At 72.9% G+C, this 25134-nt stretch carries 27 protein-coding genes; 3 read left to right on the top strand and 24 right to left on the bottom strand.

The genetic code is table 11. The features are described from left to right. Positions 1–309: 309 nt before the first annotated feature. The 14 genes from AB0O91_RS02750 to pyrR all read right to left on the bottom strand — a co-directional run bounded on the left by AB0O91_RS02750 (position 310) and on the right by pyrR (position 16934). Complete coding sequence (locus tag AB0O91_RS02750; RefSeq protein ID WP_363427294.1) at positions 310–2394, bottom strand: primosomal protein N'; 2085 nt, start codon at positions 2392–2394, stop codon at positions 310–312. A 99-nt stretch (positions 2395–2493) separates the two neighbouring features. Beyond that, on the bottom strand, positions 2494–3702 hold the full coding sequence (gene metK / locus AB0O91_RS02745; RefSeq protein ID WP_363427293.1) for a methionine adenosyltransferase: 1209 nt from the start codon (positions 3700–3702) through the stop codon (positions 2494–2496). A 151-nt stretch (positions 3703–3853) separates the two neighbouring features. Next, on the bottom strand, positions 3854–5071 hold the full coding sequence (gene coaBC, locus AB0O91_RS02740) for a bifunctional phosphopantothenoylcysteine decarboxylase/phosphopantothenate--cysteine ligase CoaBC (protein ID WP_363427292.1): 1218 nt from the start codon (positions 5069–5071) through the stop codon (positions 3854–3856). A 188-nt stretch (positions 5072–5259) separates the two neighbouring features. Beyond that, a complete protein-coding gene (gene rpoZ / locus AB0O91_RS02735) occupies positions 5260–5529 on the bottom strand; it encodes a DNA-directed RNA polymerase subunit omega (protein WP_188297240.1) in 270 nt (89 codons plus the stop codon). A gap of 37 nt (positions 5530–5566) precedes the next feature. Further along, a complete protein-coding gene (gene gmk / locus AB0O91_RS02730; protein WP_363427291.1) occupies positions 5567–6124 on the bottom strand; it encodes a guanylate kinase in 558 nt (185 codons plus the stop codon). A gap of 49 nt (positions 6125–6173) precedes the next feature. After that, positions 6174–6500, bottom strand: coding sequence for an integration host factor, actinobacterial type (mihF, locus tag AB0O91_RS02725; RefSeq protein WP_350512862.1), 327 nt, complete (start codon positions 6498–6500; stop codon positions 6174–6176). Positions 6501–6896: 396 nt separating this feature from the next. Beyond that, entirely contained in the window at positions 6897–7730 is an 834-nt protein-coding gene (gene pyrF / locus AB0O91_RS02720; RefSeq protein ID WP_363427403.1) for an orotidine-5'-phosphate decarboxylase, read from the bottom strand. A 29-nt stretch (positions 7731–7759) separates the two neighbouring features. Next, positions 7760–8911, bottom strand: a complete 1152-nt coding sequence (locus tag AB0O91_RS02715) for a quinone-dependent dihydroorotate dehydrogenase (RefSeq protein ID WP_363427290.1) — start codon at positions 8909–8911, stop codon at positions 7760–7762. Positions 8912–8999: 88 nt separating this feature from the next. After that, positions 9000–12308: a carbamoyl-phosphate synthase large subunit gene (carB, locus tag AB0O91_RS02710; RefSeq protein WP_363427289.1), complete on the bottom strand. Its 3309-nt coding sequence runs from the start codon at positions 12306–12308 to the stop codon at positions 9000–9002. Further along, positions 12301–13458, bottom strand: coding sequence for a glutamine-hydrolyzing carbamoyl-phosphate synthase small subunit (gene carA, locus AB0O91_RS02705; RefSeq protein ID WP_363427288.1), 1158 nt, complete (start codon positions 13456–13458; stop codon positions 12301–12303). Before carA ends, carB begins: the two co-directional genes overlap by 8 nt. Beyond that, positions 13455–14027, bottom strand: a complete 573-nt coding sequence (locus AB0O91_RS02700; protein ID WP_363427287.1) for a hypothetical protein — start codon at positions 14025–14027, stop codon at positions 13455–13457. Before AB0O91_RS02700 ends, carA begins: the two co-directional genes overlap by 4 nt. Beyond that, positions 14027–15331, bottom strand: a complete 1305-nt coding sequence (locus AB0O91_RS02695) for a dihydroorotase (protein WP_363427286.1) — start codon at positions 15329–15331, stop codon at positions 14027–14029. Before AB0O91_RS02695 ends, AB0O91_RS02700 begins: the two co-directional genes overlap by 1 nt. Beyond that, positions 15328–16305 carry an aspartate carbamoyltransferase catalytic subunit gene (locus AB0O91_RS02690; protein WP_363427285.1) on the bottom strand — a complete coding sequence of 326 codons (978 nt, stop codon included), beginning with the start codon at positions 16303–16305 and terminating at the stop codon, positions 15328–15330. The genes AB0O91_RS02695 and AB0O91_RS02690 overlap by 4 nt, the downstream gene beginning before the upstream one ends. Positions 16306–16310: 5 nt before the next feature. After that, positions 16311–16934, bottom strand: coding sequence for a bifunctional pyr operon transcriptional regulator/uracil phosphoribosyltransferase PyrR (gene pyrR, locus AB0O91_RS02685; protein ID WP_363427284.1), 624 nt, complete (start codon positions 16932–16934; stop codon positions 16311–16313). A 333-nt stretch (positions 16935–17267) separates the two neighbouring features. On the opposite strand from pyrR, the gene AB0O91_RS02680 reads away from it, so the two are divergent. Continuing rightward, positions 17268–17771, top strand: a complete 504-nt coding sequence (locus tag AB0O91_RS02680; protein ID WP_030056198.1) for a transcriptional regulator — start codon at positions 17268–17270, stop codon at positions 17769–17771. Between the two features lie 134 nt (positions 17772–17905). Here the strand turns inward: AB0O91_RS02680 and AB0O91_RS02675 are convergent, their stop codons facing one another. The 10 genes from AB0O91_RS02675 to rpmB form a co-directional block, all read right to left on the bottom strand. Next, positions 17906–18886: a hypothetical protein gene (locus AB0O91_RS02675; protein WP_363427283.1), complete on the bottom strand. Its 981-nt coding sequence runs from the start codon at positions 18884–18886 to the stop codon at positions 17906–17908. Between the two features lie 179 nt (positions 18887–19065). After that, the gene (locus AB0O91_RS02670) at positions 19066–19890 is read right to left on the bottom strand and encodes a thioesterase family protein (protein ID WP_363427282.1); all 825 of its coding nucleotides are present in this window, start codon (positions 19888–19890) and stop codon (positions 19066–19068) included. Positions 19891–20022: 132 nt separating this feature from the next. Continuing rightward, positions 20023–20460, bottom strand: a complete 438-nt coding sequence (gene nusB / locus AB0O91_RS02665) for a transcription antitermination factor NusB (protein ID WP_030290257.1) — start codon at positions 20458–20460, stop codon at positions 20023–20025. Between the two features lie 4 nt (positions 20461–20464). Beyond that, positions 20465–21028: an elongation factor P gene (gene efp, locus AB0O91_RS02660; protein ID WP_350508647.1), complete on the bottom strand. Its 564-nt coding sequence runs from the start codon at positions 21026–21028 to the stop codon at positions 20465–20467. Between the two features lie 79 nt (positions 21029–21107). Next, complete coding sequence (locus tag AB0O91_RS02655; RefSeq protein WP_363427281.1) at positions 21108–22214, bottom strand: aminopeptidase P family protein; 1107 nt, start codon at positions 22212–22214, stop codon at positions 21108–21110. A gap of 84 nt (positions 22215–22298) precedes the next feature. After that, on the bottom strand, positions 22299–22472 hold the full coding sequence (gene rpmF / locus AB0O91_RS02650) for a 50S ribosomal protein L32 (protein ID WP_363427280.1): 174 nt from the start codon (positions 22470–22472) through the stop codon (positions 22299–22301). 30 nt (positions 22473–22502) lie between these two features. Continuing rightward, complete coding sequence (gene rpsR / locus AB0O91_RS02645; protein ID WP_363427279.1) at positions 22503–22739, bottom strand: 30S ribosomal protein S18; 237 nt, start codon at positions 22737–22739, stop codon at positions 22503–22505. 32 nt (positions 22740–22771) lie between these two features. Then, on the bottom strand, positions 22772–23941 hold the full coding sequence (locus tag AB0O91_RS02640; protein WP_363427402.1) for a GTP-binding protein: 1170 nt from the start codon (positions 23939–23941) through the stop codon (positions 22772–22774). A gap of 5 nt (positions 23942–23946) precedes the next feature. Then, complete coding sequence (gene rpsN, locus AB0O91_RS02635; protein ID WP_363427278.1) at positions 23947–24252, bottom strand: 30S ribosomal protein S14; 306 nt, start codon at positions 24250–24252, stop codon at positions 23947–23949. Continuing rightward, on the bottom strand, positions 24252–24488 hold the full coding sequence (gene rpmB, locus AB0O91_RS02630; protein WP_363427277.1) for a 50S ribosomal protein L28: 237 nt from the start codon (positions 24486–24488) through the stop codon (positions 24252–24254). Before rpmB ends, rpsN begins: the two co-directional genes overlap by 1 nt. Positions 24489–24654: 166 nt before the next feature. Here rpmB and rpmG point away from each other — a divergent pair, with 166 nt between their 5' ends. Beyond that, positions 24655–24819 (top strand): 50S ribosomal protein L33, encoded by a 165-nt coding sequence (rpmG, locus tag AB0O91_RS02625; RefSeq protein WP_363427276.1) that lies wholly within the window; start codon positions 24655–24657, stop codon positions 24817–24819. 23 nt (positions 24820–24842) lie between these two features. After that, complete coding sequence (locus AB0O91_RS02620) at positions 24843–25091, top strand: type B 50S ribosomal protein L31 (protein WP_363427275.1); 249 nt, start codon at positions 24843–24845, stop codon at positions 25089–25091. Positions 25092–25134 lie beyond the last annotated feature (43 nt).

Here is a 25134-nt window from a genome sequence, read left to right as displayed (position 1 = left end):
ACCGCGGCGGCCTCGACCGCACCCCGACCGACCGCAGCACCGTCGACCGCGCCGGCATCGAGCGCACCGGCATCGAGCGCACCGGCATCGACCGCCCGCAGGCCGACCGCACCGGCATCCCCCTCCGCGGCTGACCGACCCCGCAGCACCGGGCCATCCCGGGGCGGGGTGGCCCACTCACCCCGCCCCCAGCGCACCGACCGTCACCACCACCCGGGCCGCCCCCGCACCCACCGGACCACCCGGCCCGGCCCGCACCAGCGGCCCGCCCCACCCCGCCCCACAGAGCCCCGCCCAGCCCCCGCCCCGCTACCCGATGTCCGTCGGATCCACCCGCACCCGCACCGGCTCCGCCGTCCGCAGCGCGATCCGGGCGATCTGCGCCGCCTTGAGCGCCGCCGCCAGCGCCGCCCCCTGCCCGGGCGCCACCCGCAGCAGCGCCCGCTCCTGCTCCTCCCCGCGCAGCGCGGGCACCGGCACCGGCCCGAGCACGTCCGCACCCTCCGGCAGCCGGATCAGGTTGAGCAGGTCCGCGACGGCCGCCGGGCTCCCGCTCACCGCGGCCATCCGCGACACCGGCGGGAAGTGCAGCTGCGCCCGTTCGTCCCGCTCCAGCCCGGCGTGGCCCAGCGGGTCCCAGCGCACCAGCGCCTGCACCGGCCGGGCCGAGGGCTCGGCCACCACGACGACCGTCCCGCCCTCGGCCGAGGGCCGGGCGAGCGCCGCCGCGGCCAGCCAGAGCCGCAGCGCCTCCTCCCCGGCCCGCAGGTCGGGCCGGCTCAGCAGCGCCCAGCCGTCCAGCAGCAGCACCGCCCCGTAGCCGGTCCCGCCCTCGACCACCGGTTCCGCACCGGGGGTGGAGATCACCAGCGAGGGTTCGTCCGGCACGGTGTCCAGCACCGCGTCCCGCCCCGAGGTCCGCACCGGGATCCGCGGGAAGGACTTGCCCAGCTCCTCCGCCGTGCGCCGGGCACCGACCACCTGGGCCCGCAGCCGGAAGGAGCCGCACTCGGGGCAGTGCCAGTCGTTCTCCGCCTGCCCGCACCAGGCGCAGGACAGCGGGGCGTCCGCCGAGGCCGCCTCGAGCGGCCCCTCGCAGCGCCGGCAGCGGGCGGGCGTGCGGCAGCGTCCGCAGGCCAGCCGGGGCACGTAGCCGCGCCGGGGCACCTGGATCAGCACCGGGTGCCCGGCCGCCAGCGACTCCCGGGCGGCCTCCCAGGCCACCGAGGGCAGCCGGGCGGCCTGCGCGGCCGCGTCCCGGTGCTGGTCCTGGTCGGTGACGGTGCGCACCCTCGGCGCGACCTGCCGCACCGTCTCCCGGTCGGCCGCCAGCGGCCGCGCCCAGCCGGTGCTGACCAGTTGGGCGCCCTCCACCGTCACCGCGTGCCCGCCGAGCAGGACGGCCGCCCCCTCCTCGGCGGCGCGCAGCAGCGCCACCTCGCGCACGTGCGGGTGCGGGGCGCGCGGGTCGCTGTGGCTGCCGTCGCCGTCGGACCAGACCACGACCAGTCCGAGGTCGCGCACCGGCGCGAACATGGTGGCCCTGGTCCCGATCGCGGCGTGCACCGAGCCGCGACTGACCGCGAGCCAGCGCCGGTAGCGCTCGCGCGGCCCGAGTTCGGCCTCCAGGGCGACGTGCATCCCCGCTCCGAGCAGCTCGGTCAGCGCCCGGTCCACCCGGGCCACCGACCGCCGGTCCGGCAGCACCACCAGCGCGCCGCGCCCGCCGGCCAGCGTCGCGGCGACCGCCCGGGCGATCTCGTACGGCCAGCCGGGCCCCGGCAGCGCCGCCCACACCGCGCGCGGCGAACCGCCCCCGGCCAGTGCGGCGAGGAAGTCCGGCCCGGCCGGGTAGCGCTGCCAGCCGCCCGGGGCGGGCACCGACGGGCGGGGCAGCGGCGGCGGCGAGGGCTCGGCCTCGGCCTTGGCGTGCCGGGGCGGCACGGCGAGCTGCAGCACGTCGGCCAGGGTTCCGGCGTAGCGGTCGGCGACGGTGCGGCACAGCCGCAGCAGCTGCGGGGTGAGCACCGGTTCGGGCGAGAGCACCTGGGCGAGCGGGGCGAGCGGCCCGGCGAAGTCGCTCTTCTCCAGCCGGGCGACGATGAACCCGTCGTGCAGTTCCCCGCCCTCGCGCTGGCCCTTGACCACCCGCGCCCCGAAGCGCACCCGCACCCGGACGCCCGGCTGGGCCTCCTCGGCCATGGCCGCCGGCACCTCGTAGTCGAAGAGCTTGTCGATGGTGAGCACGCCCTTGTCCACCACCACCCGGGCCACCGGCAGGTGCTCGGCCCGCTTGGCCCCGCGCCACGACCGCGGTTTGGCCCGCTTGACCGTCTCCCGGATGAACGCCAGCTGCTCCGGCTCGGCGGCCCCGTTCTCCCCTGTGCTGCTCATCGCTCCCAAGTACTACCAGGTCACACCGACACCGCGCACAGAACGGAGCGGCGCCCGCCCCGAACAGGGGCGGACGCCGCTCCGGAGAACGCCGGGAGGTCAGTCCCGCACGGCAGCCTTCAGCTGCTCCACCCGGTCGGTCCGCTCCCAGGTGAAGTCCGGCAGCTCACGGCCGAAGTGGCCGTACGCGGCGGTCTGCGAGTAGATCGGGCGCAGCAGGTCCAGGTCGCGGATGATCGCGGCCGGGCGCAGGTCGAAGACCTCGGAGACGGCCTTCTGGATGGTGAGGACCGGCACGGTCTCGGTGCCGAAGGTCTCCACGAACAGGCCGACCGGCTCGGCCTTGCCGATCGCGTACGCGACCTGCACCTCGGCGCGGCTGGCGAGGCCGGCGGCGACGATGTTCTTCGCCACCCAGCGCATCGCGTACGCGGCCGAGCGGTCCACCTTGGACGGGTCCTTGCCGGAGAAGGCGCCGCCGCCGTGGCGGGCCATGCCGCCGTAGGTGTCGATGATGATCTTGCGGCCGGTGAGGCCGGCGTCGCCCATCGGGCCGCCGATCTCGAAGCGGCCGGTCGGGTTGACCAGCAGGCGGTAGCCCTCGGTGGTCAGCTTGATGCCCTGGTCGGCCAGCGCCTTCAGCTCCGGCTCCACGACGAACTCGCGGATGTCCGGGGTGAGCAGCGACTCCAGGTCGATGTCCGAGGCGTGCTGGGTGGAGACGACCACGGTGTCGAGGCGGACGGCCTTGTCGCCGTCGTACTCGATGGTGACCTGGGTCTTGCCGTCGGGGCGCAGGTACGGGATGGTCCCGTTCTTGCGGACCTCGGTGAGGCGGCGGGAGAGGCGGTGCGCCAGGGTGATCGGCAGCGGCATCAGCTCGGGCGTCTCGTCGGACGCGTAGCCGAACATCAGGCCCTGGTCGCCGGCCCCCTGCTTGTCCAGATCGTCCTCATCGCCCTCGACCCGGGCCTCGTACGCGGTGTCGACACCCTGCGCGATGTCGGGCGACTGCGCGCCGATGGACACCGACACGCCGCAGGAGGCGCCGTCGAAGCCCTTCTTGGAGCTGTCGTAGCCGATCTCCAGGATCTTGTCCCGGACGAGCTGGGCGATCGGGGCGTACGCCTTGGTCGTCACCTCGCCGGCCACGTGCACCTGGCCGGTGGTGATGAGCGTCTCCACGGCGACCCGCGAGGTCGGGTCCTCCCGGAGGAGCGCGTCAAGGATGGTGTCGCTGATCTGGTCAGCGATCTTGTCGGGGTGTCCCTCGGTCACGGACTCCGAGGTGAACAGGCGGCGAGACACAGCGCTCCCTGGGGTTGCAGCGGCTGCTGACTGAAGGCCCCCGGCGAACCGGGGACATCCGGAAAGACTTGATTCCTGCGAGTCTAACCGGCTGGTTCCGCCGAACGTCACCCGCTTCCGGAAATCAAGACCGTTCTCCAGCGGGACCCGATCAGTTCCGTACCGGTTCCAGCCGGTTCGCGACCAGGTCCCAGACCACGTCCGCGAGGGCCTCCTTGGGCCCCACCGGTACGGGGGTCTCACTGCCGTCCGCGCCCAGCACCACGGCCTCGTTGACGTCCTGCCCGAAAGCCTTGCCGTTGCCCACCTCGTTGACGACCAGCAGGTCGCAGCCCTTGCGGGCGAGCTTGGCGCGGCCGTTGGCGAGCACGTCGTCGGTCTCCGCCGCGAAACCCACCACCAGTTGACCCGAACGGGGCCGGTGGGCGGACAGCTCGGCCAGCACGTCGGGGTTGCGGACCAGCGCGACCGGCGCCGGCTCGACCCCCTCGACCTTCTTGATCTTGCCGGTCGCGTACTCGGCGGGCCGGAAGTCGGCCACCGCCGCGGCCATCACCACGGCGTCCGCGTCCGCGGCCGCCTTCAGCGCCGCCTCGCGCAGCTCCAGCGCGGTGGAGACGTGCACCACGTCCACCCCGGCCGGGTCGGGCAGTTCGGCGTTGGCCGAGACCAGGGTCACCCGCGCCCCCCGTGCCGCGGCGGTCGCGGCCAGCGCGTAGCCCTGCTTGCCGGAGGAGCGGTTGCCGAGGTAGCGCACCGGGTCCAGCGGCTCCCGGGTCCCGCCGGCCGAGACCACCACGTGCCGCCCGGCCAGGTCGGTCGGCACCGGGCCGCCGCGGCGCAGCACGGCCCGGCAGGCCTCGAAGATCGCGCCGGGCTCGGGCAGCCGCCCCTTGCCGGTGTCCTTGCCGGTGAGCCGGCCGACGGCCGGTTCCAGCACGATCACCCCGCGCCGGCGCAGCGTGGCGACGTTCTCCCGGGTGGCCGGGTGCTCCCACATCTCGGTGTGCATCGCGGGCGCCAGGACGACCGGGCAGCGGGCGGTGAGCAGGGTGTTGGTCAACAGGTCGTCGGCCAGCCCGTGGGCGGCCTTGGCGATCAGGTCGGCGGTGGCCGGGGCGACCACCACCAGGTCGGCCTGCTGCCCGATCCGCACGTGCGGCACCTCGTGCACGCGCTCCCAGGTCTCGGTGGCGGCCGGCCGGCCGGACAGCGCGGCCCAGGTGGCCTCGCCGACGAAGTGCAGCGCCGCCGCGGTGGGCACCACGGTGACCTGGTGGCCGGACTCGGTGAACCGCCGCAGCAGCTCGCACGCCTTGTACGCGGCGATCCCGCCGCTGACACCCAGAGCCACCCGAGGAGCGTCCACCGTCAGACACCGACCTTTCTCCCGATCCGGAACCCGCCCACCCTACGACCCCCCGGCAGCCGCCCGCACCGCGGCCCGGCCCCCACGGCGACCCGGCCCCCGGCCGAGCCCCCGGGCCGAGGACGGGAACGCCGGAGGGCCCGGCGGAATGTTCCGCCGGGCCCTCCGGGACAGGTGACGGGGCTGCCTCAGGCGGCGCCCTCGACCGCCTCGGCGGTCAGCATGCCCGCGTTGATCTCGCGCAGCGCGATCGACAGCGGCTTCTCGTGCACGTGGGTGTCGACCAGCGGGCCGACGTACTCCAGCAGGCCCTCGCCGAGCTGGGAGTAGTACGCGTTGATCTGGCGCGCGCGCTTGGCGGCGTAGATCACGAGGCTGTACTTCGAGTCGGTGGCCTCAAGCAGCTCGTCGATCGGCGGGTTGATGATGCCCTCGGGCGCGGTCATGGAAGAGGACACGCGAAAACCTTCCGAAAGGGTGGAAAAGACTGACAGGTCAGGCTACACCGAGCAAGGCTAGCAGTTCGGCCGCTACCTGCTCGACGGAGGTGTTGACAAGGGTCGAATCGAACTCGGCCTCGGCCGCGAGCTCGACCTTCGCCGCCTCCAGCCGCCGGTCGATCACGTCCTGCGACTCGGTGCCCCGGCCGGTCAGCCGACGGACCAGCTCGTCCCAGCTCGGCGGGGCCAGGAAGACCAGCTGGGCCTCCGGCATCGACTCGCGCACCTGACGGGCGCCCTGCAGGTCGATCTCCAGCAGGACGGGCTCGCCGCGCTCCAGCTTCTCCAGGACGGCCGCACGCGGGGTGCCGTAACGGTTCCCCGCGAACTCCGCCCACTCCAGCAGCTCGCCGTTGGCGACCAGCTTGTCGAACTCGTCGTTGTCGACGAAGTGGTACTGGACCCCGTTCTTCTCGCCGGGCCTCGGGTGCCGGGTGGTGGCCGACACCGAGAGCCAGACCTCGGGGTACATCTTCCTCATATGAGCGACGACCGTGCTCTTGCCGACCCCCGAGGGGCCGGAGAGCACGGTCAGCCGCGGACGCTCACTCATGCACCGATTATCCCGGATCGCGGACGATCCCGGGACCACGGGGGCACGGTCAGGCGGCGCCACCGCCGAACTCCCGCTCCAGGGAGGCGATCTGGTTCGTTCCGAGACCGCGGACACGGCGGCTCTCGCTGATGCCGAGACGCTCCATGATCTGCTTGGCCCGAACCTTGCCGACGCCCGGAAGGGACTCCAGCAGGGCCGACACCTTCATCTTGCCGATGACGTCGTTGTCGTTCTTGCCGGCCTTGATCACATCGTGCAGGGAGGCACCGGAGTGCTTGAGCCGGTTCTTGACCTCGGCGCGCTCCCGGCGAGCCTCGGCGGCCTTGGCGAGCGCGGCGGTGCGCTGTTCAGGGGTAAGGGGCGGAAGAGCCACGCCGTTCACCTCAGGGTGTGGAAGGAAGGGATTGAGCTATGACTGGTTTGGTACCGGGGACACCGTCCGCAAGGGGAGCCCAATGGGGAACCACAGGGCCCTGACCTGCGGGAGCTACGGGTTTCGCGGCTCGCCGATGACCTATCGCCGGACACTACCCGCATTGCGGCGCCACGTCAGGAAAAGAACACGAAAAGTCCTGGTCAGCCAAGGCCGACCAGGACTTTCCAGGGCAAAATGACCGCGATTGCGAAACTTTGACGGGCCCAGTGTGACGGCGCTCACGTCAACCGCGGAGCCGACCCGCCGTCCTGCGGACACTGCGGACGGTCACCGGGCCGCTACCACCGGGCTACCGGCCGCGCCCCTTCCGCTACTTGACGGTCTCCGCTCCCACTACTTGACGGCGTCGGCGAACTCCCCGACGAAGCGCTCCGCCGCCTCCCGGAGCGCCGGAACCGACGGTCCGTGCTTCAGCACGTCCCGGCTGACGCTCGGCACCACGTTGAGCACCGAGGCGCCGAAAACCCGCGGCAGGTCCGCCATGGTCGCGCCCTGGGCGCCGATCCCGGGGGCCAGCAGCGGGCCGTTGATCGCCAGGTCCACGCCCGCGTCGGCCAGCGTCGCGCCGACCACCGCGCCGAAGGAGCCCAGCGGCGCGGCGTCCGCGTTCTCCGCCGCCAGCTGCCGCAGCACCGAGGCCGCGACCGGCTCGCCGGCCGCACCGACCGCGCGCTGCACCTCGGCGCCCTCCGGGTTGGAGGTGAGCGCCAGCGCGAAGACGCCGCAGCCCTGCTCGCGGGCCAGGTCCAGGGCCGGGCGCAGCGAGCCGAAGCCCAGGTACGGGCTGACCGTGACGGCGTCCGAGAACAGCGGGCTGCCGGGCGACAGGAAGGCCTCCGCGTAGGCGGCCATGGTGGAGCCGATGTCGCCGCGCTTGGCGTCCATCAGCACCAGCGCGCCGGCCTCCCGGGCCTCCGCCACGCTCTTCTCCAGCACCGCGACGCCCTTGCTGCCGAAGCGCTCGAAGAAGGCCGCCTGCGGCTTCAGCACGGCCACCCGGTCGGCCAGCGCCTCCACCACGGTGCGGCTGAAGGTCTCCAGCCCGGCGAGGTCGTCGCCGAGCCCCCAGGCGGAGAGCAGGGAGGCGTGCGGGTCGATCCCGACGCAGAGCTGGCCGCGGGTGTCGAGGGCCTGGCGCAGCCGGGCGCCGAACGGGGCGAGGGTCATGTCGTCCACTCCGAAGGTCGTACGGGGGTTCAGGAAGCGTTCTTGGGGTCGCGCACGTCGCTCACGTCGCGCACGGCATCCGCGTCGCGCACGGCGCTGCCGACGGCCGCCGCGAGGTCACGGAAGCCCGCGGCGCGGATCCGGGCGGACAGGCCCTTGTGGACCCGGCGGCACCAGAACGGCCCCTCGTAGATGAAGGCGCTGTAGCCCTGCACCAGGTCGGCCCCGTGGATGATCCGCTGCCAGGCGTCCTCGGCGGTCTCCACGCCGCCGACCGAGACCAGGGCCAGCCGGCCGCCGGTGCGGGCGCGCAGCCGCTGCAGCACCTCCAGGGCGCGGGCCTTGAGCGGGGCGCCGGACAGGCCGCCCATGCCGATCTCCTCGACCCGCCGGGCGTCCGCCCGCAGGCCCTCCCGGCCGATCGTGGTGTTGGTGGCGATGATGCCGTCCAGGCCCAGCTCCAGGGCGAGGTCGGCGACCGCGTCGACGTCCTCGTCCGCCAGGTCGGGGGCGATCTTGACCAGCAGCGGCACGTGGTGCGCGGTGGTGCGGTCGGCGGCCTCGCGCACCGCGGCGAGCAGCGGGCGCAGGTGGTCGACGGCCTGGAGGTTGCGCAGCCCGGGGGTGTTCGGCGAGCTGACGTTGACCACCAGGTAGTCGGCGTACTTGGCCAGCCGCTCGGTCGACTTGACGTAGTCGGCGACCGCGTCGGCTTCCTCGACCACCTTGGTCTTGCCGATGTTGACGCCGATCACCGGGGTGGAGCTGGTGTGCGGGCGGGCGGCCAACCGGGCGGCGACCCGGGCCGAGCCCTGGTTGTTGAAGCCCATCCGGTTGATCAGCGCGCGGTCCTCGACCAGGCGGAACAGCCGGGGCGCCGGGTTGCCCGGCTGGGCCTCGCCGGTGATGGTGCCGATCTCGACGTAGTCGAAGCCGAGCATCGCCAGGCCGTCGATGCCGACGCCGTTCTTGTCGAAGCCGGCCGCGAGCCCGAACGGACCGGGCAGGTCCAGGCCGAGGGCCCTGGTGCGCAGCGCCCGGTCGCGGGGGGCGAGCACCAGCCGGACCAGGGTGCGCAGGCCGGGCACCGAGGAGGCGAGCCGGATCCAGAAGAAGGCGAGGTGGTGCGCCTTCTCCGGGTCCATCTTCTTGAAGACGAGGTCGAACAGGAACTTGTACAAGGGGGGTCAACTCCCGGATCGATGACCGGACTTGGTCATGGAAGTGGGGGGCACCCGACTGGCTCCGGTGCCCCCCACTGCGGTGGTGCTACTTGCGGCCGGCGTTGATCAGCTCGGCGTGCTCCTGGAGCGACATCACTCCGACCTCGTCCCGCAGCTGCGCGTCCATGCCCTGGACGGCGGCCCCCATCGCCTGGACGGTGGTCAGGCACGGGACGCCGCGGGAGACCGCGGCGGTGCGGATCTCGTAGCCGTCCAGGCGCCCGCCGGTGCCGTACGGCGTGTTGATGATCAGGTCGACCTCGCCGTCGTGGATCAGCTGGACGATGGTCTTCTCGCCGTTCGGGCCCTCGCCCTCGCTGTGCTTGCGCACCAGCGTCGACGGGATGCCGCCGCGGTGCAGCACCTCGGCGGTGCCGGCGGTGGCGAGCACCTCGAAGCCGAGGCCGACCAGCGCCCGGGCCGGGAAGACCAGGTTGCGCTTGTCCCGGTTGGCGACCGAGACGAAGACCTTGCCCTTGGTCGGCAGCGCGCCGTACGCACCGGCCTGCGCCTTGGCGTACGCGGTGCCGAAGACCCGGTCGATGCCCATGACCTCGCCGGTCGAGCGCATCTCGGGGCCGAGCACGGTGTCCACGCCGCGGCCGTGGATGTCGCGGAAGCGGCTCCACGGCATCACGGCCTCCTTGACCGCGATCGGGGCGTCGGCCGGCAGGGTGCCGCCGTCGCCCTCGGTCGGCAGCATGCCCTCGGCGCGCAGCTCGGCGATGGTGGCGCCGAGCGAGATCCGGGCGGCGGCCTTGGCCAGCGGCACGGCGGTCGCCTTGGAGGTGAAGGGCACGGTGCGGGAGGCGCGCGGGTTGGCCTCCAGCACGTAGAGGATGTCCCCGGCCAGCGCGAACTGGATGTTGATCAGGCCGCGGACGCCGACGCCGCGCGCGATCGCCTCGGTGGAGGTGCGCAGGCGCTTGATGTCGTAGCCGCCCAGGGTGATCGGGGGCAGCGCGCAGGCGGAGTCGCCGGAGTGGATGCCGGCCTCCTCGATGTGCTCCATGACGCCGCCGAGGTAGAGCTCGGTGCCGTCGTAGAGCGCGTCGACGTCGATCTCCACCGCGTCGTCCAGGAAGCGGTCGATCAGCACCGGGTGCTCGGAGATCAGACCGGCGTGCCGCTCCAGGTAGGAGGCGAGCGAGGCCTCGTCGTAGACGATCTCCATGCCGCGGCCGCCGAGCACGTAGGACGGGCGGGCCAGCACCGGGTAGCCGATCTCGTCGGCGATCGCCTTGGCCTCCGCGAAGGAGAAGGCGGTGCCGTGCTTGGGCGCGGGCAGACCGGCGTCGCGCAGCACGCGGCCGAAGGCGCCGCGCTCCTCGGCGAGGTCGATCGCCTCGGGCTGGGTGCCGACGATCGGCACGCCGTTGTCCTTGAGCGCCTGCGCCAGGCCCAGCGGGGTCTGGCCGCCGAGCTGGACGATCACACCGGCCAGCGGACCGGCCTGCTGCTCGGCGTGGACGATCTCCAGCACGTCCTCCAGGGTGAGCGGCTCGAAGTAGAGCCGGTCGGAGGTGTCGTAGTCGGTGGAGACGGTCTCCGGGTTGCAGTTGACCATGACGGTCTCGTACCCGGCCTCGGCCAGCGCGAAGGAGGCGTGCACGCAGGAGTAGTCGAACTCGATGCCCTGGCCGATGCGGTTCGGGCCCGAGCCGAGGATGATCACGGCCGGCTTGGTGCGCGGGGCGACCTCGCTCTCCTCGTCGTACGAGGAGTAGAAGTACGGGGTCTTGGCGGCGAACTCGGCGGCGCAGGTGTCGACGGTCTTGAACACCGGGCGGATGCCGAGCGCGTGGCGCACCTCGCGGACCACGTCCGGCCGCAGGCCGCGGATCTCGCCGACCTGCTGGTCGGAGAAGCCGTGCCGCTTGGCGTGGCGCAGCAGCTCGGGGGTGAGCTCGGCGGCCTCGGCCAGCTCGCCGGCGATCTCGTCCAGCAGGAAGAGCTGGTCGACGAACCACGGGTCGATCTTCGTGTACTGGAAGACCTCCTCCGGGGTGGCGCCGGCCCGGATGGCGTCCATCACGGTGTTGATCCGGCCGTCGGTCGGCACGGTGGCCTTGACCAGCAGCTCGGCCTTGTCGCCGAGCGGGCCGGTCCAGCTGAACTGGGAGCCCTTCTTCTCCAGCGAGCGCAGCGCCTTCTGCAGCGCCTCGGGGAAGTTGCGGCCCATGGCCATGGCCTCGCCGACCGACTTCATGGTGGTGGTGAGGGTGGCGTCGGCGCTCGGGAACTTCTCGAACGCGAACCGCGGGACCTTGACCACGACGTAGTCGAGGGTCGGCTCGAAGGAGGCCGGGGTCTGCTCGGTGATGTCGTTGGGGATCTCGTCCAGGGTGTAGCCGACGGCCAGCTTGGCGGCGATCTTGGCGATCGGGAAGCCGGTGGCCTTGGAGGCGAGCGCCGAGGAGCGGGAGACGCGCGGGTTCATCTCGATCACGATGACCCGGCCGTCCTCGGGGTTGACCGCGAACTGGATGTTGCAGCCGCCGGTGTCGACGCCGACCTCGCGGATCACGGCGATGCCGATGTCGCGCAGGATCTGGTACTCGCGGTCGGTGAGGGTCATCGCCGGGGCGACGGTGATCGAGTCACCGGTGTGCACGCCCATCGGGTCGAAGTTCTCGATGGAGCAGACGACCACGACGTTGTCGTTCCGGTCGCGCATCAGCTCCAGCTCGTACTCCTTCCAGCCGAGGATGGACTCCTCCAGGAGCACCTCGGTGGTCGGCGAGAGGGCCAGGCCCTGACCGGCGATGCGGCGCAGGTCCTCCTCGTTGTGGGCGAAGCCGGAGCCGGCGCCGCCCATGGTGAAGGAGGGGCGCACGACGACGGGGTAGCCGCCGAGCGTGTCGACGCCGGCCAGCACGTCGTCCATGGAGTGGCAGATGACCGAGCGGGCGGACTCGCCGTACCCGATCTTCGCCTTGACGGCCTCGACGACGCCCTTGAAGAGCTCGCGGTCCTCGCCCTTGTTGATCGCCACCACGTCGGCGCCGATCAGCTCGACGCCGTACTTCTCCAGCGTGCCCGCCGAGTGCAGCGAGATCGCGGTGTTCAGCGCGGTCTGGCCGCCCAGGGTCGGCAGCAGCGCGTCGGGACGCTCCTTGGCGATGATCTTCTCGACGAACTCCGGGGTGATCGGCTCGACGTAGGTGGCGTCGGCGATCTCCGGGTCGGTCATGATCGTGGCCGGGTTGGAGTTGACCAGCACGACCCGCAGGCCCTCGGCCTTGAGGACGCGGCAGGCCTGGGTGCCGGAGTAGTCGAACTCGGCGGCCTGGCCGATGACGATCGGGCCGGAGCCGATCACCAGGACGGACTTGATGTCAGTGCGCTTAGGCACGCTGGCCCTCCATGAGCTTCACGAAGCGGTCGAACAGGTAGGCGGCGTCGTGCGGGCCGGCGGCCGCTTCGGGGTGGTACTGCACGCTGAAGGCGGGCACGTCGAGCGCCTGGAGGCCCTCGACCACGTCGTCGTTGAGGCAGACGTGGGAGACCTCGACCCGCCCGTAGGGGGTGTCGCTCACCTTGTCCAGGGGCGCGTCCACGGCGAAGCCGTGGTTGTGGGCGGTCACCTCGACCTTGCCGGTGGTGCGGTCCTGCACCGGCTGGTTGATGCCGCGGTGGCCGTACTTGAGCTTGTAGGTGCCGAAGCCCAGCGCGCGGCCGAGGATCTGGTTGCCGAAGCAGATCCCGAAGAACGGGGTCCTGCGCTCCAGCACGCCCTGCGCGAGGGCGACCTGGTGGTCGGCGGTGGCCGGGTCGCCCGGGCCGTTGGAGAAGAACACGCCGTCCGGGGCGACCGCGTAGACGTCCTCGAGGGTGGAGTCGGCCGGCAGCACGTGCACCTCGATGCCGCGCTCGGCCATCCGCTGCGGGGTCATCGCCTTGATGCCGAGGTCCAGCGCCGCGACGGTGAACTTCTTCTCACCGACGGCGGGCACGACGTACGGCTCGGTGGTGGCGACCTCGGCGCACAGGTCGGCGCCCTTCATCTCGGGCGACTGCTGCACCCGGGCGAGCAGCGCGGCCTGGTCGGCCAGCGCCTCGCCGGAGAAGATGCCGCAGCGCATCGCGCCCCGCTCGCGCAGGTGGCGGGTCAGCGCGCGGGTGTCGACGCCGCTGATGCCGACGACGCCCTGGCGGGCCAGCTCCTCGTCCAGCGAGCGGCGCGAGCGCCAGTTGGAGGCGACCCGGGCGGGGTCGCGCACGACGTACCCGGCGACCCAGATCTGCTTGGACTCGTCGTCCTCGTCGTTCCAGCCGGTGTTGCCGATCTGCGGCGCGGTCATCACGACCACCTGGCGGTGGTACGACGGGTCGGTCAGGGTCTCCTGGTAACCGGACATGCCGGTGTTGAAGACCGCCTCGCCGAAGGTCTCACCGGTCGCGCCGTAGGCCTGACCGCGGAAGGTCCGGCCGTCCTCCAGGACGAGCACGGCGGGGACACGCTCCCGCCGTTGGCGCTGCGTGGTGGGGGCAGGTGCGGTCATTGCGCGGCCTCTTCCGTCTTCTTCGTCTTCGTCGTGGTACGGGTGACGAGCTCGTTGATCGCCTCGACCCAGGCGGCGTGCTCGTCGGGGTGGTCGGCCCGGAACCCGGAGTCCAGCTCGGCGCCCTCGTGCGCCCAGCCGACCACCAGCAGTCCGGAGGGGACGACCTTGCCGGCGATCCCGGAGTCGGTCCGGGCCCCGGTCAGGTGCTCGGCCGGGATCCAGAAGTCCACGTCACCGGGGCGCTGGACCAGCAGGCCGTCCTCGCCGAGGGTGAGGTCGGCCCGGCTGCGGGTGCCCAGGCCGTGCGCGACGACCCGGTCGAGCCAGTTCCCGGCGGTGGTGGTGCCGTGGTACCGGCCGCTGGTCTCCAGGATGGTCCGCCCGGCGCGGGCCGGCACGGCGGGCAGCGGCGGGATCCCGGACTGCAGGGTGCGCCGCCAGTTCCAGCCCTGGCGCATCAGCCAGTAGATCAGGCCGATGACGATCAGGAGCCCGATCGACCAGCCGATGTAGCCGGGCCAGTCGGTGACCTTCGCCTGCTCCTTGGCGAGCGTGGCGTGGTCCATCACTCCTGGCCGCCCTGCTCGGCCAGCTCGCCGGCCAGCACGGTGGCACGACCGCGCAGGAAGGTGGCGTGCACCCGTCCAGGCAGGTCCATGCCCTTGTAGGGGGTGTTGCGGCTACGGGTGGCGAAGGTCTCGGGGTTCACGGCACCACGGTACGCGGGATCGAAGAGGACCAGGTTGGCGGGCTCACCCACCGAGACCGGCCGGCCGTGCCCGGTGAGACGGCCGATCCGGGCCGGGCGGCGGGACATCCGGTCCGCGACGCCCTCCCAGTTCAGCAGGCCGGTGTCGACCATGGTCTGCTGCACGACCGACAGCGCGGTCTCCAGGCCGACCATGCCCATCGCGGCCACGGCCCACTCGCAGTCCTTGTCCTCGGCCGGGTGCGGCGCGTGGTCGGTGGCGACGGCGTCGATGGTGCCGTCGGCGAGCGCCTTGCGCAGCGCCTGGACGTCCTCGGCGGTGCGCAGCGGCGGGTTCACCTTGTACACCGGGTCGTAGGAGCGGACCAGCTCGTCGGTGAGCAGCAGGTGGTGCGGGGTGACCTCGGCGGTGACGTCCCAGCCCTTGGACTTGGCCCAGCGGACGATCTCGACCGAGCCGGCCGTGGAGAGGTGGCAGACGTGCAGCCGGGAGCCGACGTGCGCGGCGAGCAGCACGTCGCGGGCGATGATCGACTCCTCGGCGACGGCCGGCCAGCCGCCCAGTCCGAGCTCGCCGGAGACCTGGCCCTCGTTCATCTGGGCGCCCTCGGTCAGCCGCGGCTCCTGGGCGTGCTGGGCGACGACACCGTCGAAGGCCTTGACGTACTCCAGGGCGCGGCGCATCAGCACCGCGTCGTCCACGCACTTGCCGTCGTCGGAGAAGACCCGGACCCCGGCCGCGGACTCGTGCATCGCGCCGAGCTCGGCGAGCTTCTTGCCCTCCAGGCCGACGGTGACGGCGCCGACCGGCTGCACGTCGCAGTAGCCGGCCTCCTGGCCGAGCCGCCAGACCTGCTCGACCACACCGGCGGTGTCGGCCACCGGGGTGGTGTTGGCCATCGCGTGCACGGCGGTGAAGCCGCCCATCGCGGCGGCCTGGGTGCCGGTGAGCACGGTCTCGGCGTCTTCGCGGCCGGGCTCGCGCAGGTGGGTGTGCAGGTCGACCAGGCCGGGCAGCACGATCATGCCGGTGGCGTCGATCTCGATGTCCGCCTCGACGGCCAGGCCGGTGCCGATCTCCTTGATCACGCCGTCGGCGAGGTGGAGGTCCTGCGGGGCGCCGCCCAGGATCTTGGCGTTGCGGATCAGGTAGCTCGTCACTGGGAGGTCTCCACGGAGTCGGTGCGGGGGGCGTCGGCCAGGGTGGCGCCGCCGAGCAGCAGGTACAGGACGGCCATCCGGATCGAGACGCCGTTGGCGACCTGCTCGACCACGGTGCAGCGCGGCGAGTCGGCGACCTCGGCGGTGATCTCCATGCCGCGGACCATCGGGCCGGGGTGCATCACGATGGCGTGCTCGGGCAGCTGGGCCATCCGCAGGCCGTTCATGCCGTAGCGGCGGCTGTACTCGCGCTCGGTCGGGAAGAACGCGGCGTTCATCCGCTCGCGCTGCACCCGCAGCATCATCAGCGCGTCGGTCTTGGGCAGCACGGCGTCGAGGGAGTAGCTGACCTCGCAGGGCCAGTTCTCGATCCCGATCGGCAGCAGGGTCGGCGGGGCGACGAAGGTCACCTGGGCGCCGAGGGTGGTCAGCAGGTGCACGTTGGAGCGGGCGACCCGGCTGTGCAGGATGTCGCCGACGATGGTGACCCGGCGGCCGGCCAGGTCGTTGCCGAGGCCGGCGTTGAGGTGGCGGCGCATGGTGAAGGCGTCGAGCAGCGCCTGGGTGGGGTGCTCGTGGGTGCCGTCACCGGCGTTGATCACGCTGCCGTGCAGCCAGTCGGACTGGGCCAGCCGGGCCGGCGCGCCCGAGGCGTGGTGGCGGATCACGACGGCGTCGGCGCCCATCGCCTGGAGGGTCAGCGCGGTGTCCTTGAGGCTCTCGCCCTTGGAGACGGAGGAGCCCTTGGCGGAGAAGTTGATGACGTCCGCGGACAGTCGCTTCTCGGCGGCCTCGAAGGAGGTCTTGGTCCGGGTGGAGTCCTCGAAGAAGAGGTTGACGACGGTGCGGCCGCGCAGCGTGGGCAGCTTCTTGACGGCCCGGCCGGAGAGCTGGGCCAGCTCCTCGGCGGTGTCCAGGATCAGCAGCGCGTCGTCGCGGCTGAGATCGGCGGCGGAGACGAGGTGGCGCTTCACGCGGGCTACTCCGGGAGGTGCGGTTCGGTGGGCTGGGAGGCCAGGGCCTGCGAGCTGCGGGCGGTGTAGTCGCGGTCGCCGACCAGGACGGCGTCCACGCCGTCGGTGTCGGCGAAGCGGACCTGCACGGCCTCGCGCAGCGAGGTGGGGAGGTTCTTGCCCACGTAGTCGGCCCGGATCGGCAGCTCACGGTGGCCGCGGTCGACCAGCACGGCGAGCTGCACGGCGCGCGGGCGGCCGATGTCGCTCAGCGCGTCGAGCGCGGCGCGGATGGTGCGTCCGGAGAACAGCACGTCGTCGACGAGGATGACCAGCTTGCCGTCGATGCCGCCGGGCGGGATCTCGGTGTGCTCCAGCGCGCGGGCGGGCTTCAGCCGCAGGTCGTCCCGGTACATGGTGATGTCCAGGGTGCCCAGCGGGATCTCGCGCCCGGTGATCTGGGCCAGCCGGTCGCGCAGGCGGCGGGAGAGGTGGACTCCCCTGGTGTGGATGCCGAGCAGCACGACGTCCTCCGCGCCCTTGGCGCGCTCGACGATCTCGTGCGCTATCCGGGTGACGACCCGGGCGATGTCCGTGCCGTCCAGCACCTGGTGCGGTGCGCGCGGCGTCGGTTCGTGGTGTGTGGTCATGCCGAAGCGGACCTCCTTCCCCGCCTCACTGGACGGGCCTTAAAGGATGTCTGGGAATCAGCCCCCGCCGACCGGGCGTGGGCTTCGGGTCATCCTATCAGCGCGCCGCACGGCAAACGGACCTCCATGGTTCCGCTTCGCCGGGTTCACGCACCGGATGCGCCGAGGATGCGGGCTATTCGCACGACTGCCCCATTCGGCTTGACGCAACTACCTTACTCTACGTAACCTCACAGTGAGTTACGAGACGGACGTCGAACCCACCGGTAACGGCGTCGGCCAATCGCCCGTGACCCACCACTGAACGCGAAGCAATCTCGTCCGGGGAGATCAATGTCCAGCGACTACGCGAAGCAGCTCGGAGGCAAGCTCCGAGCGATCCGCACTCAGCAGGGGCTCTCCCTGCACGGTGTCGAGGAGAAGTCCCAGGGGCGCTGGAAGGCAGTCGTCGTCGGCTCGTACGAGCGCGGCGACCGTGCGGTCACCGTGCAGCGGCTGGCCGAGCTCGCCGAGTTCTACGGCGTGCCGGTACAGGAACTGCTGCCCGGCGGCACCCCCGGCGGCGCGGCCGAGCCGCCGCCGCGCCTGGTCCTCGACCTGGAAAGACTGACCCAGGTCCCGTCCGAGAAGGCCGGACCGCTGCAGCGCTACGCGGCGACCATCCAGAGCCAGCGCGGCGACTACAACGGCAAGGTGCTGTCGATCCGCCAGGACGACCTGCGCACGCTGGCCGTCATCTACGACCAGTCGCCGTCGATCCTCACCGAGCAGCTGATCTCCTGGGGCGTGCTCAACCCCGACGCGCGCCGCGCGGTGCGCGAGGAGGACGCGAGCTGAGGCTCGCCGTCGGTAGGCACGCGAGTGCCGAGTAATACCAAGCAGAAACGTCACGGCGCGACCCCGGGATCCCGAGGTCGCGCCGTGGCGCTCAGCAGCCCCGGGCGAGGCGTCGGCGGCCCCTGCCCCGGGGCTCAGCAGACCGTTCCCAGGCTGTAGCCGGGCTGCGCCTCGACCCCGTCCAGCCGTACCGGGCGGGCGGCCGGCGCCCAGTCCGGCCCGGCGCTCGACCAGGCCCAGGCGGCCGGCCGGAAGTGTCCGTCGGCGGCTCCGCCACGGGCGGCGCCGGGCACCGCCGTGCCCTGCGAGCCGTGCAGCACGGCGACCGCGGGCAGTTCCAGCGCCAGCCCCGCGCAGAGCACCGCGCAGACCAGCTCCAGGTCCTCGTCGTTGACCCGCACCACACCGTCCTCCCACTGGAGCACCCGGGCCGACGCGGTCAGCTGCCCGCCGGGCGCGTCCACCCGCAGCCGCAGCTCGTACACCCCGGCGCCCGCGCCGACCAGCATCCGGCGGAACACCTCGCTCCCGCGCTGGTAGGCCGCGCGCACCCAGCGGGCGTGCTCCTCGTCCGGCTCCTCCGGAGCGGCGCCGCCGTCGGGTCCGCCGCCGCACGGGCCGCCCCCGTACAGCCCGCCGTCGAGCAGCAGGTCGGCGTGGCAGAGCGTCAGCCCGTTCTCCCGGGCCCGGACCAGCCGGGGCAGGAAGTCCCCGGCCAGCTCCTCGCCCTGGTAGACCAGCAGTTGGGTCTGCAGCGGCGGGTTGACCAGGTAGCGGTCGCGGGCGGCGGGCTCGGCCGGGTCCAGGCCGTGCAGCAGGCAGAACTCCGCGAAGTCCTGCGGGTGGAACATCCGGGCCCGCACGGTCTCGAACCGCTCCAGCGCGTCGGCCAGCAGCTCGGCGGTGTCGGCCAGGTAGCGCTCGTAGTCGGGGGCGTCACAGACCCCCCGGGCGCGCGCCCGCGCGAAGTCCGCGGCGTTGGTCAGCACCCCGATGACGAACGCCTGCTCGGTCCCCTCGACCCGCCGCGGCCGGTGCGGCCCCCGCAGCGCGGGGCGCGGGCCGCCGGTGGTGCAGTCGGAGTTGCGGCGGGCGCGGCCCTTGCGGCTGGTCATCTCGGAGGCTCCTGGCATCGGCGGGCGGGCCGTCGGGCGGTGACGGTCAGCGGCGGGGCTCGCCGCTGACCGTGTTACTCCCCAGTTCCGCGCGCCACACACGTACGGCGTGTCACAGGAATGTAACCACCGGTAATAGTCGCCCCGGTGGCCCCGTCGGACCCTCGGCCGGACCGGGCTCAGCCGCGCGGCACCCGGGCCAGCTGCCGGGACTGGGCGACCAGGCGGCCGGCCTCGTCCCAGACCTCGGCGTCCTCCTCGAAGTAGCCGCCGGCCAGGTTGCGGGTGGCGTGGACGACCCGCAGCCAGCCCGGGGCCGGCTTCGCCCGCAGGTGGACGGTCAGCTCGACGGTCGGGGCCCAGCCGGGCATCCCGAGGTCGAAGGTGACCGGCGGCAGCGCGTCGGCGACCAGCAGGAGCAGCAGCGGATCGGGCTCGCGGCCGTCCCGGAGCCGGAACCAGCCCTGGATCCGGCCCTGGCCGGAGGGCTGCCCGAGCGCCCAGCCGACGGTGGCCGGGTCGAGCCGCAGGTCGAAGCGCTCCAGCAGGGCGGCCTGCTCGACCAGTTGCTTGGGCGCGTGCTCGACGCCGATGCACTGGTCCGGCGGCGGCAGCTGCGGCGGGGTGGCGCTGGTGCGCACCTCGCCGTCGGCGGCGGACAGGTCGCCGTGGCTGGCCACCACGCGCAGCCGCTCGACGCCGTCCTGGCTGAGCGAGGCGGTGCCGGTGGAGAGGCCGCGGCCGGTGCGCAGCACCTCGGTGCGCACGGTGGCCGGGCCGGGGGTGGAGGCGGACAGGTAGTAACCGCTGATCGACACCGGATCGGGGTGTTCCGCGTGCTCCAGCGACAGCGCGTGTCCGGCGACGGCGAGCAGCAGCCCGCCGTTGACCCCACCGCCGATCTGCCAGCCGGCGTCGAGCTCGGCGTCGTAGCGGCCGGCCTCGTCGGGGTGTCTGGTCAGCGCGATGCCCCGGTCGAACTCGCTGCGGGTCTCGGTGGTCATGGGGGTGCCTGCCCTTCGCGCGGAATATGTTACTGGCGAGTAGGCCCCCACCCTACGCCTGCCGGGTGAAACACGGAACGGCCGCCGGAATCCGAGATCTCGGATCCGACGGCCGTCCACGAGGCGTGACCGTTACCGGCGGATGCTCGGCTTCAGCTCCAGGAAGCGGGCGAGCATGCCGTTGACGAAGGCCGGGGAGTCGTCCGTGGAGAACTCCTTGGCGATCTCGACGGCCTCGTCCAGGACGACCGCGTCCGGGACGCCGTCCTCCCAGATCAGCTCGTACGCACCGAGCCGCAGGACGTTGCGGTCCACGATCGGCATCCGGTCGAGGGTCCAGCCCACCGCGTACTGCTCGATCAGGTCGTCGATGCGACGCGCGTGCTGGACGTACCCCTCGATGAGCTCCATCGTGTACTCACCGACCTGCGGGGTGCCCTCGTCGGGCTTCGGCTCGCGGGCGCGGGCCACCCAGTCGGCGAGGACCTGCTGCGGGTCGACCCCGCGGTGGTCGGCCTCGAAGAGGATCTGGAAGGCCCGGGTACGGGCCTTGCTACGTGCGGCCGACACGGACTTACTTCACCCGGCCGAGGTAGCTGCCGTCGCGGGTGTCGACCTTGACCTTCTCGCCGGTGACGACGAAGAGCGGGACCTGGATCTCGGCACCGGTCTCCAGGGTGGCCGGCTTGGTGCCACCGGTGGAGCGGTCGCCCTGGACGCCCGGCTCGGTGTGGGAGATCTCCAGCTCGACGGAGGTCGGGAGCTCGATGTAGAGCACCGCGCCCTCGTTCGTGGCGACCAGGGCCTCGAAGCCCTCCAGCAGGTAGTTGGCGGCGTCACCGACGACGGCCGGCTCGATGGTGAGCTGGTCGTAGGTGTCCATGTCCATGAACACGAAGTTCTCGCCGTCCTTGTACGAGAACTGCATGCCGCGCTTGTCGACGTTGGCGGTCTCGACCTTGGTGCCCGCGTTGAAGGTCTTGTCGACGACCTTGCCCGTCAGGACCTCCTTCAGCTTGGTACGCACGAAGGCCGGGCCCTTACCGGGCTTGACGTGCTGGAACTCGACGACGGACCAGAGCTTGCCGCCCTCCAGCTTGAGGACCATGCCGTTCTTGAGATCGTTCGTGGAAGCCACGGGCGCACTTACTCCTGGATATAGCTGTCAAGGAACCAAGGGTTTGCGTCCTGCCGCCGTCGGCCCCGGGGGGCCGCCGTCACAGGGCGAGGAGCTCCTTGGTGGTGATGGTGAGCAGCTCGGGCCCGCCCTCTTCGAGGGGGCGCACGACGAGCGTGTCCTCGATCCGGACCCCGCCCCGGCCCGGGAGGTGCACTCCTGGGCCGACGGTGACCGGCACGCGGCTGTCCAGTTTACCCATGTCCGACGGACCGAGGCGCGGCGCCTCCCGGATCTCCAGCCCGATGCCGTGGCCCACCGGGTGCGGCGAGGCCTCGGTGTGGCCGGCCGCCTCCAGGACCTGCCGGGCGACCCGGTCGGGTACGCACTGCTCCACCCCGGGCCCGAGTGCCTCCCGACCGGCCCGCTGGGCGCGGAAGACCAGCCGGTGCAGCTCCACCTGCCAGGGCGCGGGGGCCGCGCCGATCACGAAGGTCCGGGCGGTCGAGATCCGGTAGCCGCGGTACTGGGCGCCCATCACCACGGTGAGGAAGTCGCCCTCCTCCACCCGCCGGTCGGTCGGCTGGTGGGCGGGCTGGCCGGAGTGGCTGCCGGTGCCGACCGAGACCGGGAACGCGGCCCGGTCCGCACCGTGGTCGATCATCCGGCGCTCCAGCTCCATCGCCAGGTGCCGCTCGGTGCGGCCGACCAGGATCGACTCCAGCAGCTCGCCGAGCGCCTGGTCGGCGATCTCGGCGGCGATCCGCAGGTCGGCGATCTCGTGCTCGTCCTTGACCACCCGCAGCCGCTCCACCGCCTGCCCGAGGTCCGCCAGCCGGGCGCCCTCCACCAGGCCCGCCACCGCCCGGTGCCGGGTGACGGTCAGGTCGTGCTCCTCCACCGCCAGACCCCGCACCCCCAGCCGCCCGGCCGCGGCCGCGGCCGCCAGCGCGGTGTCCGTCCCGGCCGGCACCGGCACCTGGGTGACGTCCGGGGCGATCAGGTGCTCCCCCGCGTCGTCCGGCGGCAGGTCGTCCGGCAGCGCCAGCAGCACCCGGTCCCGGGTCAGCAGCACGGTCGCCCCGCACGGCGCGCAGCCCGTCAGGTAGCGCACGTTCGCCGCCCGGGTGATCAGCGCCGCATCCGTCCCGGCCGCACCACAGTGCTCCCGCACCCGCTCCCGCCGCCCCGCGTACGCATCCGCCATGCGTCGAGCCTACGAACCCCCGGCCCGCTCCGCCCGCCGAGCCGCCCGGAGAGGCACCCCCTCCCCCTCACACGCGCCGTACCGTCACCCCGCCTCCGGGTCGATCAGGCCGCGGCGGTAGGCCGGGAGGAGGTTCTGGGGGACGAGCATCTCCCGGCCGTTCAGGGTGATCGGGACCAGCTTCGGGGCCGTCGCCTTCCACTGGGCGCGGCGGTGCCGGGTGTTGCTGCGGGAGGTCTTGCGCTTGGGGACTGCCATCGGGGGCTCCTTGGTCGGCTGGTGCCGGATCTACCGGCTGGTGCCGGAGGCGTACGGGAGGAGGGCCATCTCGCGGGCGTTCTTGATCGCCCGGGCCATCGCCCGCTGCTGCTGGACGGTGAGGCGGGTGACCCGGCGGCTGCGGATCTTGCCCCGGTCGGAGATGAAGCGGCGCAGCAGGTCGGTGTCCTTGTAGTCGACGTACTCGATGCCGGCCGCGAGCAGCGGGTTGGGGCGGGGCTTCGGCGGGGCGGTTCGTTTGCGCACGGGCGCTCCTTCGGGGGCGGACGGGGTCGGGTTCAGCGGTGGACGGGGTCGAGCAGGTCCCGGAAGGCGTCCGGGAGGGCCTTCCAGCCGGGTTCGCCGGCGGCGAGTTCGGCGTCGGTGAGCAGGCAGGAGTCCAGCAGCTCGGTGATGCCGTCGACGTCCAGCCCCTCGGCGGTGAAGCTGAGCTGCTGCACCCGGTCGCCGTGCAGCGGGTGCCAGTCGAGGGCGGCGGCGGCACGGCGGGCCGGCGGGTAGAGCTCCCAGGCGGCGTCGGGCAGGGAGGTGAGCCAGGGCCCGCACTCCTCGACCGCGAGGTTGGCCCCGGCCGCGTCCCAGGCGAGCATCAGGTCGGGCCGGTTGGCCAGCCAGAAGCGGCCGCGGCTGCGCTGCGCCGCCGGGACGAGCAGTTCGAGCGCCCGGTGCAGCCGCTCCGGGTGGAGCGGGCGACGGCGTTCCCAGACCAGCGTGGCGACCCCGGCCTCGTCCCGCTCCTGCGGGAGGAGGGCGATCGCCGGGTTGACCCGGTCGCGGGCGGCGGCGACGTCGAAGCCGCCGAGTGCGGCCCGGGTGAGGGTGCCGGTGCCGAGCCGGACCAGCCGGGCGGTGGGGTGGAGCTGGCGCAGCAGCGCGAGCCCCGGCGCGTGCGCCGCGGCGCGCGGTACGACGAGGGTGGTGGCGTACTCGATCTGGTGGGCGAGCGCCTCGGCCCGGGTGCGGTCGTCGCGGGCGGCGGTGTGCTCGCCGTGCTCCTCCAGGTCGTCGGGGACGGAGAGTTCGGCGATCAGCCGGTCCGGGTCGACGGCGGTGACCACGCCCGCGAGTTCGATCGCGTCCGCCAGGTGACGGCCGTCGACCTCCCCGCCGGCGAGCACCTCGACGGCGGGGTGCGGGTCGCTGCCGCCCCAGAGTTCGACCACCGCGAGCCCGTACCGGCCCTCGTCGGCGATCTCCAGCAGGCGGGGCAGTAGGTCCTCGCGCAGGGCGCAGCAGGCGCAGTCGTTCGCCAGCGGCACCGCCTCGGTGTCGAACGCCCCACCGGCGTCCCGCAGTTCGCGGTGGACCAGGCCGAGCGAGGCGTCCCGCAGGTCGTGCCGCAGCACCACGGCGTCCACCGCCGCGGCCGTCAACTCCGCCACGGCGGCGCGGCGTTCGTCCGCGTGCAGACCGGCGACCACGACCACCGGGAGCCGGGTGCCGTCCACGGCGCTCACCAGCTGGCCTTGCGGACGCCCGGCAGGTGCCCGGCGTGGGCGTGCACCCGGAGGTTGACCCGGGAGAGGCCGAAGGCGCGCAGGTAGCCGCGGGGCCGGCCGTCCACGGCGTCGCGGTTGCGGACCCTGGTGGCGCTCGCGTCGCGCGGCTGGCGGGCGAGTTCGGCCTGGGCGGCGACGCGGTCGGCGGGGGCGGTGCCGGGGTGGGCGATGATCCGCTTGAGTTCGGCCCGGCGCTCGGCGTAGCGGGCCACCACGGCGCGGCGCTGCTCGTTCTTGGCGATCTTGCTCTGCTTGGCCATCAGACCTTCTCCCCCCGGGCGCGGATGCGGGCCACGGCGGCCTCGATGCCGATGGTGTCGACGGTGCGGATGCCCTTGGCGCTCAGCACGAGCCGGACGTGCCGGCCCTCGCTGGGCAGCCAGTAGCGCTTGCGCTGGATGTTGGGGTCGAAGCGGCGCGGGGTGCGGCGGTGCGAGTGCGAGATCGCGTTGCCGAAGCCGGGCCGGCGACCGGTGAGCTGGCAGTGGGCGGACATGGGTGCTCCCTGGCGTCCGGGAATGGGCAGGACGGAGCTCACGTTACACCAGATGAAAATGACTTCCATTTCGGTGTACGGTTTCGGCCCAGCCCCCGGACACCCCCGACGGTCCGGCGTCCCTGCGCCCCGACGCCCCCGTCCCGACATCCCAGGAGGACACCGCATGGCCCGCAACGAACTGCGCCCCGTGATCAAGCTCCGCTCCACCGCCGGCACCGGCTACACGTACGTGACCCGCAAGAACCGCCGCAACGACCCGGACCGGATGGTGCTGCGCAAGTACGACCCGGTCGTCGCCCGGCACGTCGAGTTCCGCGAAGAGCGCTGACCCACCGACCAGGAGGAGCCCCCATGAAGCCCGGAATCCACCCCGCCTACCGCCCGGTCGTCTTCCGCGACAAGGTCGGCGGCCTCGCCTTCCTCACCCGGTCGACCGCCACCAGCGACCGCACCGTCGAGTGGGAGGACGGCCGCACCTACCCGGTGATCGACGTCGAGATCTCCTCGGCCAGCCACCCCTTCTACACCGGCCAGTCCCGGGTGCTGGACACCGCCGGCCGGGTCGAGCAGTTCCGCCGCCGGTACGGCGACCGGCACTGACGCCCGCGTGCCGAAGCGGCGCCGCCCCGGCCGGGGCGGCGCC

It is taken from the genome of Kitasatospora sp. NPDC089797, assembly GCF_040684795.1.
Taxonomy (GTDB): Bacteria; Actinomycetota; Actinomycetes; order Streptomycetales; family Streptomycetaceae; genus Kitasatospora.
Note: the sequence above shows the minus strand (reverse complement) of the source record. Positions and strands in the feature narration are given on the sequence as shown.

Bases quoted from the DNA above. Each gene is read 5' to 3' on its own strand.
- AB0O91_RS02680 (WP_030056198.1), top strand. From the start codon at position 17,268: ATGTCCAGCGACTACGCGAAGCAGCTCGGAGGCAAGCTCCGAGCGATC.
- AB0O91_RS02655 (WP_363427281.1), bottom strand. From the start codon at position 22,214: ATGGCGGATGCGTACGCGGGGCGGCGGGAGCGGGTGCGGGAGCACTGT.
- AB0O91_RS02620 (WP_363427275.1), top strand. From the start codon at position 24,843: ATGAAGCCCGGAATCCACCCCGCCTACCGCCCGGTCGTCTTCCGCGAC.
- carA (WP_363427288.1), bottom strand. From the start codon at position 13,458: ATGACCGCACCTGCCCCCACCACGCAGCGCCAACGGCGGGAGCGTGTC.
- pyrF (WP_363427403.1), bottom strand. From the start codon at position 7,730: ATGACCCTCGCCCCGTTCGGCGCCCGGCTGCGCCAGGCCCTCGACACC.
- AB0O91_RS02675 (WP_363427283.1), bottom strand. From the start codon at position 18,886: ATGACCAGCCGCAAGGGCCGCGCCCGCCGCAACTCCGACTGCACCACC.
- AB0O91_RS02700 (WP_363427287.1), bottom strand. From the start codon at position 14,027: ATGGACCACGCCACGCTCGCCAAGGAGCAGGCGAAGGTCACCGACTGG.
- AB0O91_RS02750 (WP_363427294.1), bottom strand. From the start codon at position 2,394: ATGAGCAGCACAGGGGAGAACGGGGCCGCCGAGCCGGAGCAGCTGGCG.
- gmk (WP_363427291.1), bottom strand. From the start codon at position 6,124: ATGAGTGAGCGTCCGCGGCTGACCGTGCTCTCCGGCCCCTCGGGGGTC.
- rpmG (WP_363427276.1), top strand. From the start codon at position 24,655: ATGGCCCGCAACGAACTGCGCCCCGTGATCAAGCTCCGCTCCACCGCC.
- pyrR (WP_363427284.1), bottom strand. From the start codon at position 16,934: ATGACCACACACCACGAACCGACGCCGCGCGCACCGCACCAGGTGCTG.
- rpmF (WP_363427280.1), bottom strand. From the start codon at position 22,472: ATGGCAGTCCCCAAGCGCAAGACCTCCCGCAGCAACACCCGGCACCGC.
- rpsN (WP_363427278.1), bottom strand. From the start codon at position 24,252: ATGGCCAAGCAGAGCAAGATCGCCAAGAACGAGCAGCGCCGCGCCGTG.
- AB0O91_RS02670 (WP_363427282.1), bottom strand. From the start codon at position 19,890: ATGACCACCGAGACCCGCAGCGAGTTCGACCGGGGCATCGCGCTGACC.
- rpmB (WP_363427277.1), bottom strand. From the start codon at position 24,488: ATGTCCGCCCACTGCCAGCTCACCGGTCGCCGGCCCGGCTTCGGCAAC.